Genomic DNA, 14,978 nt, shown 5'->3' on the forward strand with positions numbered 1-14,978 from the left:
GAGGTTTAATATGAAAATTGTAATCGCTCCAGATTCTTTTAAAGAAAGTATGACAGCTCATGAAGCTTGTATTTCAATTGAGAAAGGTATGAAAAAAATATTTCCTAATGCCGAATATATAAAAGTTCCTATGGCTGATGGTGGAGAAGGTACTACTCAATCTCTTGTCGATGCTACAAATGGAAAGATTTATTATGTTGAAACTACTGATCCTCTAGGAAATAAAATTCAATCTAAATTTGGAATATTAGGTTCTAATGATATTGCTATTTTAGAAATGGCTAGTACAAGTGGATTAGAATTAGTTCCTAGAGATAAAAGAAATCCAATGATTACTACAACTTATGGAACTGGTGAACTTATAAAAAAAGCTATGGATATGGGAGTTAAAACTATATTAGTAGGTATTGGTGGTAGTGCAACCAACGATGGTGGGGCTGGTATGCTTCAAGCTTTAGGTGGAAAATTATTAGATAAAAACAACAAACAAATAGGTTTTGGTGGAGGAGAACTATCTAAAATAACTAAAATTGATCTTTCTGAAATAGATAGTAGAATAAAAGATGTCAATTTTATCGTTGCTTGTGATGTTCAAAACCCTTTAACTGGAGAAAATGGTGCTTCTAATATTTTTGGCAGACAAAAAGGTGCTTCTGAAGAAATGGTTAAAATATTAGATGAAAATTTAAGACATTATGCCAAAATTATAAAAGAAAATTTGAATATCGATATTGAAAATGTTCCAGGTTCTGGAGCTGCTGGTGGATTAGGAGCTGGACTTATGGCTTTTCTTTCTGCTAATTTAAAAAAAGGTATTGATATTGTAATAGAATATACAGATCTAGATAGAAAAATGAAAAATGCAGATCTTGTAATAACTGGAGAAGGCAGTATTGATGCTCAAACTCGCTTTGGAAAAACTCCCTATGGAGTTATTACAGTAGCTAAAAAATATAATATCCCCAATATCACTCTTGCTGGAAATGTTGGGAAAGATATAGAGATATTATATGATTATGGTTTTGATGCTATTTTTTCAATTATGCAAGGTGTTGATACGTTAGAAAATGCTCTAAAAAATGGAAAAGAAAATCTTGAAAAGACTGCTGAAAATATTGCTAGATTTTTTAAATTTTCTTTAAGAAAATAATTTTTTAGATAAAAAAGCTGTTGCTCTTCATTGAACCTTGCAACAGCTTTTTTCATTCTATAAGAAAGTATAAATTTAAATACTTATTAGTCTCTGACATCCGTATTAGTTCGAAGAGCCTGTGTTTATTGAGCTCGTAGAACTCATACGGCTGTCAAGAGACTTTTTTATTATAAATTTTTTTTAAAATCTATCTTAGATTGAAAAATTTTTATATTTTTTTCAATCTTTTTCTTTTCTTCAGCAGAAGCCTTTTCTAAAAAATTCTTTTGATTTTCAAGTTCAGCTTCTTCAAATTGAAGATCAATTTCATCAGATGTAAAAATTTCATCAGCTATTATTGTTGCCTCATTATTTGAAATTTCTAAAAAACCACCTGTAATAAAATATGCATCTCTTTTAGTTTTATCAGGACTTTCTATTTCCATTTTTCCATAAGAAAGCTCTGCAACAAAAGGAGCATGATTAGGAAGTATTCCAATATCTCCTTCCGATGTTCTCAGTCTTAGATATCCAGCTTCCTCTTCTAGCACTTTCCTAATTTGAGTTACAACACTCACTTTTAAACTAGGCATCAGTCCCTCCTTATTTAGCTAATTCTTTTGCTTTAAGAACAGCCTCTTCAATTGTTCCAACATATAAGAATGCTTGTTCAGGAATATCATCATGTTTTCCTTCTAATATTTCTCTGAATCCTCTTATAGTTTCTTTTACTGGAACGTATTTTCCTTCCATTCCTGTAAATTGTTCTGCAACTGAGAAAGGTTGTGAGAAAAATCTTTCAATTTTTCTTGCTCTTGATACTGTTAATTTATCTTCATCAGACAATTCATCCATACCAAGTATAGCTATAATATCTTGAAGTTCTTTATATCTTTGTAATACTTCTTGTACTTTTCTCGCAACTTCATAGTGTTCTCTTCCAACTATATCTTCTGATAAGGCCTTAGATGTTGAATCTAATGGGTCAACAGCTGGATATATTCCTAATGAAGCTATATTTCTTGAAAGAACTGTTGTTGCATCCAAGTGTGAGAATGTTGTTGCTGGTGCAGGGTCAGTCAAGTCATCTGCAGGTACATAAACAGCTTGAACAGATGTTATAGATCCTGATTTTGTAGATGTTATTCTTTCTTGTAAAGCTCCCATTTCTGTTGCAAGGTTAGGTTGATATCCAACGGCTGACGGTATTCTTCCTAATAGTGCTGAAACTTCTGAACCAGCTTGAGTAAATCTAAATATATTATCTATAAATAGAAGTACGTCTTGACCATCTTTATCTCTAAAGTTTTCTGCAACTGTAAGACCAGTTAAAGCAACTCTAAGTCTTGCTCCAGGTGGCTCATTCATTTGACCATAAACTAGAGCTGTTTTTGAAATAACTCCTGATTCAGTCATTTCTCCATATAAGTCTCTTCCTTCTCTTGTTCTTTCTCCAACTCCTGCAAAAACTGAAATTCCTCCATGTCCTTTAGCAATGTTGTTGATAAGTTCCATTATAAGAACTGTTTTTCCAACTCCTGCTCCTCCAAATAGACCTATCTTTCCCCCTTTTATATATGGAGCTAATAAATCTATAACTTTTATTCCTGTTTCAAAAATTTCAGTTTCAGTTTCTAAGTCATCAAACTCAGGAGCTTCTCTATGAATAGGTAAGAATGTTTCTGCATTAAGTGGCCCTTGATTATCAACAGGTTCCCCTAAAACATTCAATATTCTTCCTAATACAGCTTTTCCTACTGGTACAGTTATAGGTTTTCCTGTGTCTATAACTTCCATTCCTCTTTTTAAACCATCAGTTGAATCCATAGCAACTGTTCTTACAACATTATTCCCTAAGTGTTGTTCAACTTCAAGTACAAGTTCTTTATCATCTAATTTTACTTTTAAAGCATTATATATTGCAGGCAACTCATCTTTAAAAGCAACGTCCACAACGGCACTTATAATTTGTGTTATAGTTCCTTTGTTCACTTACTATTGCCTCCTTACTCACATTATTTATTTAAAATTTTTATAAAGCAGATGCTCCTCCAACTATTTCAGTTATTTCTTGAGTTATTGCAGCTTGTCTATTTCTATTATATTTTATATCTAAAGTTTTTATCATTTCATCTGCATTATCAGTAGCACTACTCATAGAATTTTTTCTAGCTGAATGTTCGCTTGCAGTGTTATTTAAAATAGCTTGATATACTTGTAAATTTATAAATCTTGGTAAAAGCGAAGATAAAATGTAGTCAGTATCTGGCTCAAATATATATTCACTATTTACACTTCCTTCTATTCTTTTGATAGGAATTATTTTTTCACAAGTTAAATCATATCTTAAAGCTGAAATAAATTTATTATAGATTATATGAATTTCATCAAATATATCCTTATTATATTTATCTACAACTTCTTCTGAAATATTTTTAGCTATTCTATTCATTTCTTCAGGTGCTATTTTTGAAAAAGACTCTGAAAAATCATATTTCTTTTTACTAGCATGGTCTATGGCTTTTTTCCCTATTGGAATTATTGTTATAGTTTTATCTTTGTTTTCTGAAACTAATCTTTCTAGTGCTTTTAAAGTTGAACTATTAAAACTTCCACAAAGACCTCTATCTGAAGTAATAACTATTACTGCAATATTTTTAACTTCTTTTTTACCATCAAACAATGGATGTTTTTCATACTTTACACCAGAAGCTATATTTCCTAAAATTTTTCTCATACTTTCTTCATAAGGTCTTGATTCTACAACTAATTTAGAATACTTTTTAAATTTTGTCGTAGAAACAATTTCCATAGCATTAGTAATTTGACGAGTAGACTGAACACTTTTTATTCTACTTTTTATTTCTTTCATTCCAGCCATAATTTTACTCCTTAATTAAAACTTTTTTTGAAAGTAGCTATTTCAGATTTTACTTTTTCTTCTAAATCCTTATCCAATGCTTTTTTCTCTGCTATTTCAGTTAAAATGTTAGTATTAGATTTTAAATATTCTAGTAATTCTTTTTCAAATCTTCTAACATCTACAACTTCAATATCATCTAAATGTCCATTTATAACTGCATAGAAAGAGATTACTTGTCTTTCAACAGTAAATGGTTGATATTGTGGTTGTTTTAAAATTTCCATTATTCTATGTCCTCTTTCAAGTTGAGCCTTAGTTGCTTTATCTAAATCAGACCCAAATTGAGCAAATGTCAATAACTCTGTGTATTGTGCAAGCTCCAGTTTTACTTTTGAAGCAACTTGCTTCATAGCTTTTATTTGAGCAGCTCCTCCAACTCTTGATACAGATATACCTGCATTTATTGCTGGTCTAAATCCTGAGTTAAACAATTGTGACTCTAAGAATATTTGTCCATCTGTAATTGAAATAACATTTGTAGGTATGTATGCTGATACATCTCCTGCTTGTGTTTCAATTATAGGAAGAGCAGTTATAGAACCTCCACCTAATTCATCAGATAGTTTAGCTGCTCTTTCAAGTAATCTTGAATGTAAATAGAATACGTCCCCTGGATAAGCTTCACGTCCAGGTGGTCTTCTAAGTAGTAAAGACATCTCTCTATAAGCTACTGCATGTTTAGATAAATCATCATAAATTATTAAGACATGCTCTCCTTTTTCCATAAAATATTCCCCTATTGCTACACCAGAATAAGGTGCCATATATTGCAAAGGAGCTGCTTCAGATGCAGTTGCAGCAACTATAATTGTATAATCCATACATCCTAAATCACTTAATTTTTTATATATTTGTGCAACAGTTGATCTCTTTTGACCTATTGCAACATAAATACATTTTACATTTTGACCCTTTTGATTAATTATTGTATCAATAGCAATAGCTGTTTTACCTGTTTGTCTATCTCCAATTATAAGTTCTCTTTGTCCTCTTCCAATAGGTACCATACCATCTATTGATTTAATACCAGTTTGAAGTGGCTCAGTAACCGGTTGTCTTGATATAATTCCAGAAGCCTTTCTTTCAATAGGCATATACTTATCTGCAACTATATTCCCTTTTCCATCTATTGGCTCTCCTAGTGAATTGATAACTCTTCCTAATAAATTCTCACCAGCAGGAACAGAAACAACTTTACCAGTTGCTCTAACTTCATCTCCCTCTTTTATAAGAGAGGCATTACCAAGGATAACGGCTCCAACATTATCTTCTTCTAAGTTTAAAGCCATTCCCATTACTCCATGGGGAAATTCAAGAAGCTCTCCAGACATAGCATTACTCAAACCATATATTCTTGCAATACCGTCTCCAACTTCAAGAACAGACCCAGAAGTTTTTATTTCCAATGTTTTTTTGTAACTATCTATTTCTTTTTTTATAATAGAACTTACTTCTTCTGGTCTAATTTTCAAATTATTACACCTCCATTAAAGACCTTAACTTTTTTTCCAGTTATTTAATTCTCTACGAATAGAGCCGTCAATAACCCTATCTCCAATTTTTAGAATTCCTCCACCTAGAATATTTTTATCAATTTTTACATCTAAGTTTATTTCTTTTCCAGTTTTTTGAGATAGTTTTTCTATAAGTTTTTTCTTTTGTTCTTCCGTTAATTCTTTTGTAAAAGTTGCTTCAACATTTAAAATTCTATTTTTTGCATAATATATTTTCAAATATTCACTAACAATATATTTAATACAGTTTATTCTTTTTTTATCTAAAATATAAAGTAAAATATTTAGATTATCTTCATCAGAATTTTCAAAAATTTCACGTAACACAACTTTCTTTTTTTCATTATCAATTAAAGGGTTTATAATAAAATTTTTAAACTCAATATCTTTTTTATAAAGCTCCATAGCTGAATTTAATAATTCATATATTTCCTTTATTTGATTTTTTGCTTCTGCAATATCAAATATTGCTTTTGCATATCTTTTTCCAACTTGACTTTTTATCATTTATCTTCGCCTACCTCTTCTATAAACTTGTCAATAAGCGAATCTTCCTGTTTACTGTCAATTCTTTCATTTATTATTTTTTCTGCTAATTCAGCAGCTAAAGCTTTAACCTCATTGCTTAATTCAGCCTTAGTATCACTTTTTATTTTCTCAACTTCTAATTCAGTTGCTTTTATAATATTTTCTCTATTATCTCTAGCTTCTTTTATTAAAAGATGTGCTTCTTCTTCCGCTTTTCTCTGTGCATTTCTAACAATTTCACTAGCTTCTTTTCTTGAAGAGCTAATTTGTTCCTCAGCTTCTTTCAAAAGTTTTTCAGCTTCATTTTTATTTTTAGTTGCTTCAACTAGTTCAGTTTCAATTTTTTTCTTTCTTTCACTTATAATTTTTCCTATAGGTTCTTTAAAATATTTTTTTACAATAAATATAAGTACAAAAAAGTTTATTATTTGCCAAAAAAAAGTAGTATCAATAGATATTATTGGCACAATATCCTACCTCCTTTCATCAGTTTAAATGATAAAAATATTATCCTAATTGGCTTAAGAAAGGGTTAGCATATAATAAGATTAATGCTATAACTAATGAGTAAATACCAGTAGACTCTGCTACTGCTTGTCCTAATATCATTGTAGATATTATAGTTCCTCTTGCTTCAGGTTGTCTTGCAACAGATTCAACTGCTTTACCAGCTGCATATCCTTCTCCAATCCCTGGTCCTAATCCTGCTATCATAGCAAGTCCTGCACCTACTGCTGAACATCCTAATACTATTGTTTTTGCTGTTAATAAATCCATATTTATCCTCCTAATTTTTTATTAATTATTTAAGCTTCTATGTATTCTTTGTCTCCAATAGACCCTTGAACATATACCATAGAAAGAGTTACGAAAACAAAACTTTGTACCAATCCTGCAAATAAATCAAAATATAAGTGTAGAGCTGCTGGAACAAAATAAGGTACTGCCATATATACAAGTCCCATTATAACTCCCCCAGCAAACATATTACCAAACAATCTCATAGAGATATTCAATGGTTTTGCAAGTTCTCCTACTATATTTAATGGTAGCATTACTGGTGTTGGATCTGCAAATCCTTTTAAATATCCTAGTATCCCATTATTTTTTATATTTATAGAAATAAACATAACTGTAGTTATCATAGCTAAGCACACAGTTGTATTTAAATCTGCTGTTGGGGATCTAAATGCTGGATAAATCACTAATACTCCCTCTTGAACTCTAGCCCAAGGGACAGGGAAAAATGCAATTATATTTGACAAAAATATAAACATAAATAGTGTTGCAAAATATGTATAATATTTTTTCTTCCAAGCTCCTAATATTTGCCCAATAGTAGAGTCTAAAAATTCATATATTCCCTCTAATATAGATTGAAATTTCCCTGGTACTAACTCTAATTTTTTTGTTCCTAATTTAAAAATAAGAAAAAATATAAAGAGTATAATCCAAGTAGTAACTACGGTTGAAGTTACTGGAAGTCCAAATACCGAAAAAATTATATCCGGTCCTGAAACTAGAGAGCTTTCTGTAAACTCTATTGGTCCTAATATCATTCTTACCTCCTTTCATTAATCAAAAAATTGATTAATTACTTTTACTTTAAATATTTTTTTATTTTTTCAAGTACATTCATAAAATAAATAGTAAGTTTTACATTTAAAGTTCCTATAAATCCACTTAAAAAAAGTTTAAAGTCATTAGTTAAATATAATAGCAAGCCTAAAAAAATCATATGTAAAAAATATCTTCTGGCATAACCAAAATATGCTATTTTTTTTGCTGCTCTAATATCATTAGTATAGGCAATAGCTTTACTATCCAATGCTAACAAATAGAATGATAAAACAGAAATAATACAACCTCCTGACATTCCTAAAAACAAATACTTACTTTGAAATATCAGACCAATTAGAAAACAAATTATAGTGTTAATTATTACTATTTTAAAAATTTTCTTTATGTTTTCCATTATTCTTTTCCTTTTTTATTATTCTCACTTTTATAGAATATAAGTTTATATACTCTATAAAAACCATTCACTATTCCTAATATTATCATAAATATAAAAAAATGCCAACTTTTAAATAAATATTTTTCTACTATTTTATATAAATATATTGATATTGCTACATTTATGAAAATTGTTAAGCCTATTTGTGAAAATAAACCTAAGTATCTAAAAAAATCTTTATCGAAATAATTATTCCATTTCATTCTTTAATTTAGTTCTTTTTCAATTAAATTTGAAATATCAATTGCTAATTTTTCTACAAGTTCTGTATTTTCTCCTTCAGTCATAACTCTAATTAAAGGTTCAGTCCCTGATTTTCTAACTAATATTCTAACTTCATCTTTATATTTATTTTCAATTTCAGAAATAAAAGTTATTATATTTACATTTTTATCCCATGTATTTTTTTTCATGTTATCCACTTTAACATTTATAAGTTTTTGTGGTGCATCTTTAACTAAAGTTGCCATTTGATCTAATGTTTTTTTAGAATCTCTTAATGCTTCAACTAATTTTATAGATGAAAGTATTCCATCGCCAGTAGTTGCATACTCTTTTAAAATTATATGCCCAGATTGCTCTCCACCAATTGAAATATCATCTGCTAACATTTTTTCTAGGACATTTCTATCTCCAACATTAGCTCTTAATAATTCTATTCCATTTTCTTTTAAATATTTTTCAAAACCTATATTACTCATTACAGTTGTTACAACTTTATTGTGATTCAATTCACCTCTGTTTTTCATAGCTGTTGCAAGTATAGCTATAATCTTATCTCCATCAATAATTTTCCCAAATTTATCAACAGCTATAAGTCTATCGGCATCTCCATCATAAGCAAGTCCTAAGTCAGCTTCATAACCTACTACTACTTTAGATAATATTTCTGGATGTGTTGACCCACATTTAACATTAATATTTCTTCCATTAGGAGCATCATTTATAACAACAAGTTCTGCTCTTAAATCTAAAAATACATCTTTAGCTGCTCTATATGCTGAACCATTTGCTGTGTCTAAGACAATTTTCATATCTTTAAAATCCCCTTTAACACATTGAGATAAATAATTTTTATATAAAAAATATTCATCTTCAGCATACTTAAACTTTCCAACTTTATCTCCAGGTAACGGATCAGATAATATCTTATCTACATTATCCATATAATCCTCTATTTCATTTTCTATTTCATCAGAAAACTTATATCCTAATGAACTAAATAATTTTATTCCATTGTCTTTTGCTGGATTATGTGAGGCAGAAATCATTATTCCAGCAGCAGCTTGCTTTAATTTAGTTATATAGGCAACTCCAGGAGTTGGAATAACTCCAACGAAATCTATATATATTCCCATAGATGTTAAACCAGCTGTAAGAGCTGATCTTAGCATATATCCAGATATTCTCGTATCACTTCCCATTATAACTTTTATTTTTTCATTTGTATTTTTTGATTTTTTTCTTAAGAAATGTCCTAAAGCATACCCAAGTTTTAATGCCTTATCGACTGTTAGTTCTTTATTTGCTTCTCCTCTAATACCATCTGTACCAAAGTATCTCCCCATTGAAAAGTTCCTCCCCTATTTTTATATTTTTATTTTTTTTAAATTTAATTTTGTTGCAATAACTCCGGTGATAATTCCCATTAAAACACCAAGAGCTAAAAAAAATGTTATAAACAATATTATTGATTTACTATTTAAAGATATATTTCTAAACATTAAAAAATAAACAACTATTAACTGCAATAAATTATGTGTAAATGCTGATATACAACTTATCGCAACCAAAGATAAGTAAGCTCTAAATCTATATAAAATTATCATAAATAAAGTACTTATAAGTCCTGCACTAAAACTTATCATAAATCCTGGTGTGAAAAGTGTTCCTAACATTAATGCTTGGATAAATATTCTAAAGAATACAACTTTTATAGCCATTCTAGAGTTAAATTTTTCAAGAGCTATTAAAACCGATATATTTGAAAGTCCTATTTTCATCCAAGGAAATGGTTTTGGTATAATATTTTCAAGTAGTGACAAATAAAGCCCCAACAACACTAAAGCTATTAAATATTTTTCTTCTCTATATTCTTTAGTTTGCACAAAACCACTCCCTTATATTTTTTATTCTATAGAAAAAATTAAATAGTAAAATCAGTCTCTGATATTAGCATAAGTTTAAAGAGCCTATTTTTATTAAGCTCCTAGAACTCAACTATCAAAAAACTTTATTTATACCCATTTAATTATTACTAAACCCTTAAATCTGAATTCATTCCAATTAAATCTTTATATTTTTCTAAAATTGGTTTTATCTCAACACTTATAAACTTTTCTGTTTGTTGTGGTGCAAAACCAACAAAATTCTTAGGTTCTAATAATGATAACAACTTTTGTTTATCTAATTTAAAATAATCATCATTTACTATTCTATCAATTAAATCATTATCTTTACCTTCAATTTTTACTTGTTTTCCAGCTTCCATAGAATGAACTCTTATTCTTTCATGAAGTTCTTGTCTATCTCCACCGGCTTTTACACACTCCATAATTATATATTCCGTTGCCATAAATGGTAACTCACTCATTATTCTTTTTTCAATGATTTTATTATAAACTACCAAACCTTCCATTATATTGTTCCAAATAATTAAAATTGCATCTACTGCTAAGAATGCTTGTGGAAGTGCTAATCTTTTATTAGCTGAATCATCAAGAGTTCTTTCAAACCATTGAGTTGAAGCTGTCATAGCCGTACTTTGTTGCAATGCTATTACAAATTTTGCAAGTGAAGATATTCTTTCACTTCTCATTGGATTTCTTTTATATGCCATAGCTGACGAACCAATTTGACTCTTTTCAAAAGGTTCTTCTATTTCTTTTAAATGTTGTAATAATCTTAAGTCATTAGTAAATTTATGAGCTGATTGGGCTATATTTGAAAGTAAATTCATTATTTCAGAATCAACTTTTCTGTCATAAGTTTGACCTGTTACACCAAATCTTTTAGTGAATCCCATTTTCCCTGACACAAGGATATCTAGCTCTTCAACTTTTGAAAAATCTCCTTCAAACAAATCTTTAAAACTTGCTTGTGTTCCAGTTGTTCCTTTAACTCCTCTAAATCTTAAAGTGCTTTCTTTAAATTCTAATTCTTCCAAATCTAACAATAAAGATTGTAGCCATAAAGTTGCTCTTTTACCAACAGTTGTTAATTGTGCTGCTTGAAAATGTGTAAAACCTAAAGTTGGAATATCCTTATTTTCTAATGCAAACTTAGATAAATTATTCATAACGTTTATAAGTTTTTTCTTAAGAATAGCAAGACCTTCTTTTATTTGGATAAGGTCTGTATTATCTCCAACAAAAGCACTTGTTGCTCCTAAATGTATTATTGGCATAGCAAGGGGTGCTTGTGTTCCAAATGTATGAACATGAGCCATAACATCATGTCTGAACTCTTTTTCTTTTTTACTAGCTAACTCATAATCAATGTTATAGATATTTTTTTTCATTTCATCTATTTGCTCTTGGCTAATATTTAATCCTAACTCTTTTTCAGATTCAGCAAGAGCTATCCAAAGTTTTCTCCAAGTTGAAAATTTCATATCCGGAGAAAAATTATACATCATTTCTTTTGAGCTATACCTTTCACATAATGGGTTTGAGTAGATTTCGTTATTCATTGTTTACCTCCAATTTCATTATTATTGCATCTTCCGTTGGTTCTGAGTAATATTTTTTTCTTATTGATATTTGTTTAAAATTATTCTTTTTATAGAAGTTAATTGCCGAGAGATTACTTTCTCTAACTTCTAAAAATATATCTTTATTTTTTATTTTATCTAAAAGCTTTTGAGCACATTGTTTATTTCTATATTCAATAGCTGTGGCTATTGAGATTACTTCATAAACATCTATACTGTCTAAACTTACAAGGTATGAGCAAACATTATCATCTATAATATAAACATACACCGTATAATTTTTATCATCTAAAATACTATGTAAACTTTTTTCAGATATAGCACTATCTTTAAAGATTTCTTTTTCTAATCTTAATAATTGAGAAATATATTTTTCATCATTTTTTTTTAAAATCTCTATCATTTTTACCTCATCAATTATTTTACTATTCCTATTCTATTTAAAGGCCAAAATCTCAAAACAGCTTTTCCTCTAATTCTATTTTCAGCAACAAATCCCCACATTCTTGAGTCAAAGCTATTATCTGTATTATCTCCTAGTGCTAAATAATAGTCTTTATCTAAAATTACTTCCACTTCATTCCCATTGATTAGTTCAGATAATACTTTTTTATCATGAATAAAATCTAATATTTTCCCTGTCTCTTTTCCGTTCAAAATAAATTTTAAATTAGGTAAGTAAGCTTCTATTGCCATAGAATTTGTTTTTAATTCCTCTTGAATTTTTGCAATATCGAGAGAATATGCTTTATAAGCCTCTGTGTAATTTCCGGCTGGAATAATTTTTAGTTTATCTCCTTTTTTAGGAACAACCCATTCTTGATTTTCTATACCCAAATTACTATAATTTCTTTCTTCAATAGCTTTTCCATTGATATATAATTTTTGATTTTCAAATTTTACAGTTTCTCCTGGTAATCCCATAGCTCTTTTTGTATATAAAACTTTATTTTGAATAGGTTCTTCAAAAACTATAATTTCATTTCTTTCTGGTTTCATGAATTTGTATTTTATCATATTACCAAAAACTCTGTCTCCAACTTCTATTGTTGGTATCATTGAACCTGTTGGTATCTTAAAATTCCCTATATAAAATCTTTGTATAACAACTACTAAAACTCCAGCTACAACTATTGTTTCTATATAATTCATTGTTTTTCTTAATATTTTTATTTTTTTCTCATCTACAATTAAGAACTTCTCTACAATTTTTTCTAACCATCTCTCTCTACGAAGCTCTGCTTTTTGTGCTAATTTTTTTTCTTTTACAAAAATATAAACAAAAAATGCTGTTAATATTAAGTAAAATATCAAGTAGCCTAAGAATTTTAATGACATTTTTACCTCCAAATTTTCAACTATTTTATAATTTTATGTGATATTAATATATTCAAAATTATATAAAATTACTGCTCTTAATTATATCATAATTTATAATAAATGTATTCTTTTTATTTAGTTTAAAAATTTATATTTTTTTTGATTAAATATATTGTTTTTTGTTTCAAAAAAATATATAATAATAAAATATTAAATATAACTATATATAAGGAGGCATATTATGGAAAAAAAAGGAGATTTCTTAATTCTGAAATTAATTATCGGTGTTATTGTTGGTTTAATAGTAGGTTTTGTTGCAAACGAACAAGTTATTTCTGTTATTCTTCCAATTAAATTTTTTCGGTTGTATACTAAATGGTGTTGATAGAAAAAATTTCTATTAATGCCATTTTTTAATAAAAAAAAAATTGAGACAATGAAATTTTCCTGTTAAAATTAAATCGCTCAAAATAACCATAAAGGAAGTGATTTCATTGTCTCCATCTGATTTTATCAAAAATATCTTAAATATTCAAGATAATAATATTTCTTTTCCAGAAGAAAACTATTTTCAAATTATTAAAAAAAACGATTTCTTTATTAAAGTTTTTAAAGGATTTCTTAAATCTAATCACTGTGCTTGTCCACATTGTAACTCTAAAAATATTGTTAAAAATGGTTCAAGAATTCGTAAAGTTAGGTATATTCCTTACCAGAATTACAATATTGAACTTGAGCTTACTATACAAAGGTATATTTGTAAGGATTGTAAAAAAACTTTTTCACCTTCCACTAATGTTGTTAGTAATAATTCTAGTATATCTAATAATCTTAAATATACTATCGCGCTTGAACTTCAAAAAAATATTTCTCTTACATCTATTGCTAAGAGATATAATATTTCCGTCTCTTCTGTGCAAAGAATTATGGATACCTGCTATTCTAATTTTAAAGTTAATAGAGAACATTTACCAGAAACTATTTGTATTGATGAATTTAAATCTGTTAAAAATATTGATGGCGCTATGTCTTTTGTTTTTGCTGACTTTCAAAGTAAGAGCATTATCGATATAGTGGAAGATAGAAGACTTCCTTCTCTTACAGAATATTTTTCTAGATTTTCTTTAAAATCTAAAAATAATGTGAAATATATTTGTATGGATATGTATGCTCCATATATTAGCTTAGTTAAATCTATCTTTCCTAATGGAGAAATAGTTTTAGATAAATTTCATATTGTTAACCTTATTAACAGAGCATTTAATCAAACTAGAATATATATTATGAACTCTATTCAAGATCCTTCTTTAAAAAGAAAATTAAAGAGATTTTGGAAGTTATTATTAAAATATTACCCTGACCTTTGCGAAATAAAATACTACTGTCAAAGTTTTAAGTACAAATTAAGTAGTAAAGATAAAGTAGATTATATTCTTGATAAAATACCTGAATTAGAAATTAATTTTAATATATATCAAGATATTATCCAAGCAATTAAACATAATAATTTTAAAAAATTTGAAGGAATAGTAGAAAAATATCTTGGAAGTAAAGAAAAAATTTCTGAGAAAATGAGAGTTGCTTTAAAAACTCTTAAAAAATATATGGAATATATTAAAAATATGTTTGAAACTAATATTACTAATGGAGTAATAGAAGGTTTAAATAATAAAATTAAATCAATAAAAAGAACTGCATTTGGATATTCAAAATTTAGCAATTTTAAAAAGCGTATATTAATTCAAGAAGGAATTGTTTCAATTAATGCCTAATTTTTTTATGCAATAATGAATTTTAGTAACAATAAAAAAAGAGAATTTTCAAGTTTTTAT

Annotated in this window: 17 protein-coding genes and 1 pseudogene; 3 read left to right on the plus strand and 15 right to left on the minus strand. The window is 28.0% G+C overall.

Annotated elements, in window-relative coordinates:
• Nucleotides 1-10: 10 nt before the first annotated feature.
• On the plus strand, nt 11-1,150 hold the full coding sequence (locus tag BQ2505_RS07235) for a glycerate kinase family protein (protein WP_074017096.1): 1,140 nt from the start codon (nt 11-13) through the stop codon (nt 1,148-1,150).
• Between the two features lie 170 nt (nt 1,151-1,320).
• Here the strand turns inward: BQ2505_RS07235 and atpC are convergent, their stop codons facing one another.
• The 15 genes from atpC to lepB all read right to left on the minus strand — a co-directional run bounded on the left by atpC (nt 1,321) and on the right by lepB (nt 13,164).
• The gene (gene atpC / locus BQ2505_RS07240; protein WP_074017097.1) at nt 1,321-1,725 is read right to left on the minus strand and encodes an ATP synthase F1 subunit epsilon; all 405 of its coding nucleotides are present in this window, start codon (nt 1,723-1,725) and stop codon (nt 1,321-1,323) included.
• 10 nt (nt 1,726-1,735) lie between these two features.
• Nucleotides 1,736-3,124: a F0F1 ATP synthase subunit beta gene (atpD, locus tag BQ2505_RS07245; protein ID WP_074017098.1), complete on the minus strand. Its 1,389-nt coding sequence runs from the start codon at nt 3,122-3,124 to the stop codon at nt 1,736-1,738.
• Between the two features lie 40 nt (nt 3,125-3,164).
• Nucleotides 3,165-4,013 carry an ATP synthase F1 subunit gamma gene (gene atpG, locus BQ2505_RS07250; RefSeq protein ID WP_074017099.1) on the minus strand — a complete coding sequence of 283 codons (849 nt, stop codon included), beginning with the start codon at nt 4,011-4,013 and terminating at the stop codon, nt 3,165-3,167.
• Between the two features lie 11 nt (nt 4,014-4,024).
• Nucleotides 4,025-5,527: a F0F1 ATP synthase subunit alpha gene (gene atpA / locus BQ2505_RS07255; protein WP_074017100.1), complete on the minus strand. Its 1,503-nt coding sequence runs from the start codon at nt 5,525-5,527 to the stop codon at nt 4,025-4,027.
• A 24-nt stretch (nt 5,528-5,551) separates the two neighbouring features.
• Nucleotides 5,552-6,076, minus strand: a complete 525-nt coding sequence (gene atpH, locus BQ2505_RS07260) for an ATP synthase F1 subunit delta (protein WP_074017101.1) — start codon at nt 6,074-6,076, stop codon at nt 5,552-5,554.
• The gene (gene atpF / locus BQ2505_RS07265; RefSeq protein WP_074017102.1) at nt 6,073-6,564 is read right to left on the minus strand and encodes a F0F1 ATP synthase subunit B; all 492 of its coding nucleotides are present in this window, start codon (nt 6,562-6,564) and stop codon (nt 6,073-6,075) included. The genes atpH and atpF overlap by 4 nt, the downstream gene beginning before the upstream one ends.
• Before the next feature lie 40 nt (nt 6,565-6,604).
• Complete coding sequence (gene atpE, locus BQ2505_RS07270; RefSeq protein WP_074017103.1) at nt 6,605-6,874, minus strand: ATP synthase F0 subunit C; 270 nt, start codon at nt 6,872-6,874, stop codon at nt 6,605-6,607.
• A 29-nt stretch (nt 6,875-6,903) separates the two neighbouring features.
• The gene (gene atpB / locus BQ2505_RS07275; RefSeq protein ID WP_074017104.1) at nt 6,904-7,656 is read right to left on the minus strand and encodes a F0F1 ATP synthase subunit A; all 753 of its coding nucleotides are present in this window, start codon (nt 7,654-7,656) and stop codon (nt 6,904-6,906) included.
• Nucleotides 7,657-7,697: 41 nt separating this feature from the next.
• Complete coding sequence (locus tag BQ2505_RS07280) at nt 7,698-8,072, minus strand: ATP synthase subunit I (protein ID WP_074017105.1); 375 nt, start codon at nt 8,070-8,072, stop codon at nt 7,698-7,700.
• Nucleotides 8,072-8,317, minus strand: a complete 246-nt coding sequence (locus BQ2505_RS07285) for an AtpZ/AtpI family protein (RefSeq protein ID WP_074017106.1) — start codon at nt 8,315-8,317, stop codon at nt 8,072-8,074. The genes BQ2505_RS07280 and BQ2505_RS07285 overlap by 1 nt, the downstream gene beginning before the upstream one ends.
• 3 nt (nt 8,318-8,320) lie before the next feature.
• On the minus strand, nt 8,321-9,682 hold the full coding sequence (gene glmM / locus BQ2505_RS07290; RefSeq protein ID WP_074017107.1) for a phosphoglucosamine mutase: 1,362 nt from the start codon (nt 9,680-9,682) through the stop codon (nt 8,321-8,323).
• Between the two features lie 21 nt (nt 9,683-9,703).
• Nucleotides 9,704-10,222: a Gx transporter family protein gene (locus tag BQ2505_RS07295; RefSeq protein WP_074017108.1), complete on the minus strand. Its 519-nt coding sequence runs from the start codon at nt 10,220-10,222 to the stop codon at nt 9,704-9,706.
• A 149-nt stretch (nt 10,223-10,371) separates the two neighbouring features.
• Entirely contained in the window at nt 10,372-11,805 is a 1,434-nt protein-coding gene (gene purB / locus BQ2505_RS07300; RefSeq protein WP_074017109.1) for an adenylosuccinate lyase, read from the minus strand.
• The gene (locus BQ2505_RS07305) at nt 11,798-12,229 is read right to left on the minus strand and encodes a GNAT family N-acetyltransferase (RefSeq protein ID WP_074017110.1); all 432 of its coding nucleotides are present in this window, start codon (nt 12,227-12,229) and stop codon (nt 11,798-11,800) included. Before BQ2505_RS07305 ends, purB begins: the two co-directional genes overlap by 8 nt.
• A 14-nt stretch (nt 12,230-12,243) precedes the next feature.
• A complete protein-coding gene (gene lepB, locus BQ2505_RS07310; RefSeq protein WP_074017111.1) occupies nt 12,244-13,164 on the minus strand; it encodes a signal peptidase I in 921 nt (306 codons plus the stop codon).
• Between the two features lie 223 nt (nt 13,165-13,387).
• Between lepB and BQ2505_RS08700 the strand changes: the two are divergent.
• Nucleotides 13,388-13,507, plus strand: a pseudogene (locus BQ2505_RS08700) (dicarboxylate/amino acid:cation symporter); the annotation flags it as partial.
• Between the two features lie 124 nt (nt 13,508-13,631).
• Nucleotides 13,632-14,918, plus strand: a complete 1,287-nt coding sequence (locus BQ2505_RS07315) for an ISL3 family transposase (protein WP_083232296.1) — start codon at nt 13,632-13,634, stop codon at nt 14,916-14,918.
• The last annotated feature ends 60 nt before the right edge of the window (nt 14,919-14,978 follow it).

Source organism: Fusobacterium massiliense, assembly GCF_900095705.1.
Lineage (GTDB): Bacteria > Fusobacteriota > Fusobacteriia > Fusobacteriales > Fusobacteriaceae > Fusobacterium > Fusobacterium massiliense.

Excerpts from the sequence above, each read along its gene's own strand:
- glmM (WP_074017107.1), bottom strand. The coding sequence starts at position 9,682 with ATGGGGAGATACTTTGGTACAGATGGTATTAGAGGAGAAGCAAATAAA.
- atpC (WP_074017097.1), bottom strand. The coding sequence starts at position 1,725 with ATGCCTAGTTTAAAAGTGAGTGTTGTAACTCAAATTAGGAAAGTGCTA.
- lepB (WP_074017111.1), bottom strand. The coding sequence starts at position 13,164 with ATGTCATTAAAATTCTTAGGCTACTTGATATTTTACTTAATATTAACA.
- atpE (WP_074017103.1), bottom strand. The coding sequence starts at position 6,874 with ATGGATTTATTAACAGCAAAAACAATAGTATTAGGATGTTCAGCAGTA.
- atpB (WP_074017104.1), bottom strand. The coding sequence starts at position 7,656 with ATGATATTAGGACCAATAGAGTTTACAGAAAGCTCTCTAGTTTCAGGA.
- BQ2505_RS07235 (WP_074017096.1), top strand. The coding sequence starts at position 11 with ATGAAAATTGTAATCGCTCCAGATTCTTTTAAAGAAAGTATGACAGCT.
- atpH (WP_074017101.1), bottom strand. The coding sequence starts at position 6,076 with ATGATAAAAAGTCAAGTTGGAAAAAGATATGCAAAAGCAATATTTGAT.
- BQ2505_RS07285 (WP_074017106.1), bottom strand. The coding sequence starts at position 8,317 with ATGAAATGGAATAATTATTTCGATAAAGATTTTTTTAGATACTTAGGT.
- atpG (WP_074017099.1), bottom strand. The coding sequence starts at position 4,013 with ATGGCTGGAATGAAAGAAATAAAAAGTAGAATAAAAAGTGTTCAGTCT.
- BQ2505_RS07280 (WP_074017105.1), bottom strand. The coding sequence starts at position 8,072 with ATGGAAAACATAAAGAAAATTTTTAAAATAGTAATAATTAACACTATA.
- purB (WP_074017109.1), bottom strand. The coding sequence starts at position 11,805 with ATGAATAACGAAATCTACTCAAACCCATTATGTGAAAGGTATAGCTCA.
- BQ2505_RS07305 (WP_074017110.1), bottom strand. The coding sequence starts at position 12,229 with ATGATAGAGATTTTAAAAAAAAATGATGAAAAATATATTTCTCAATTA.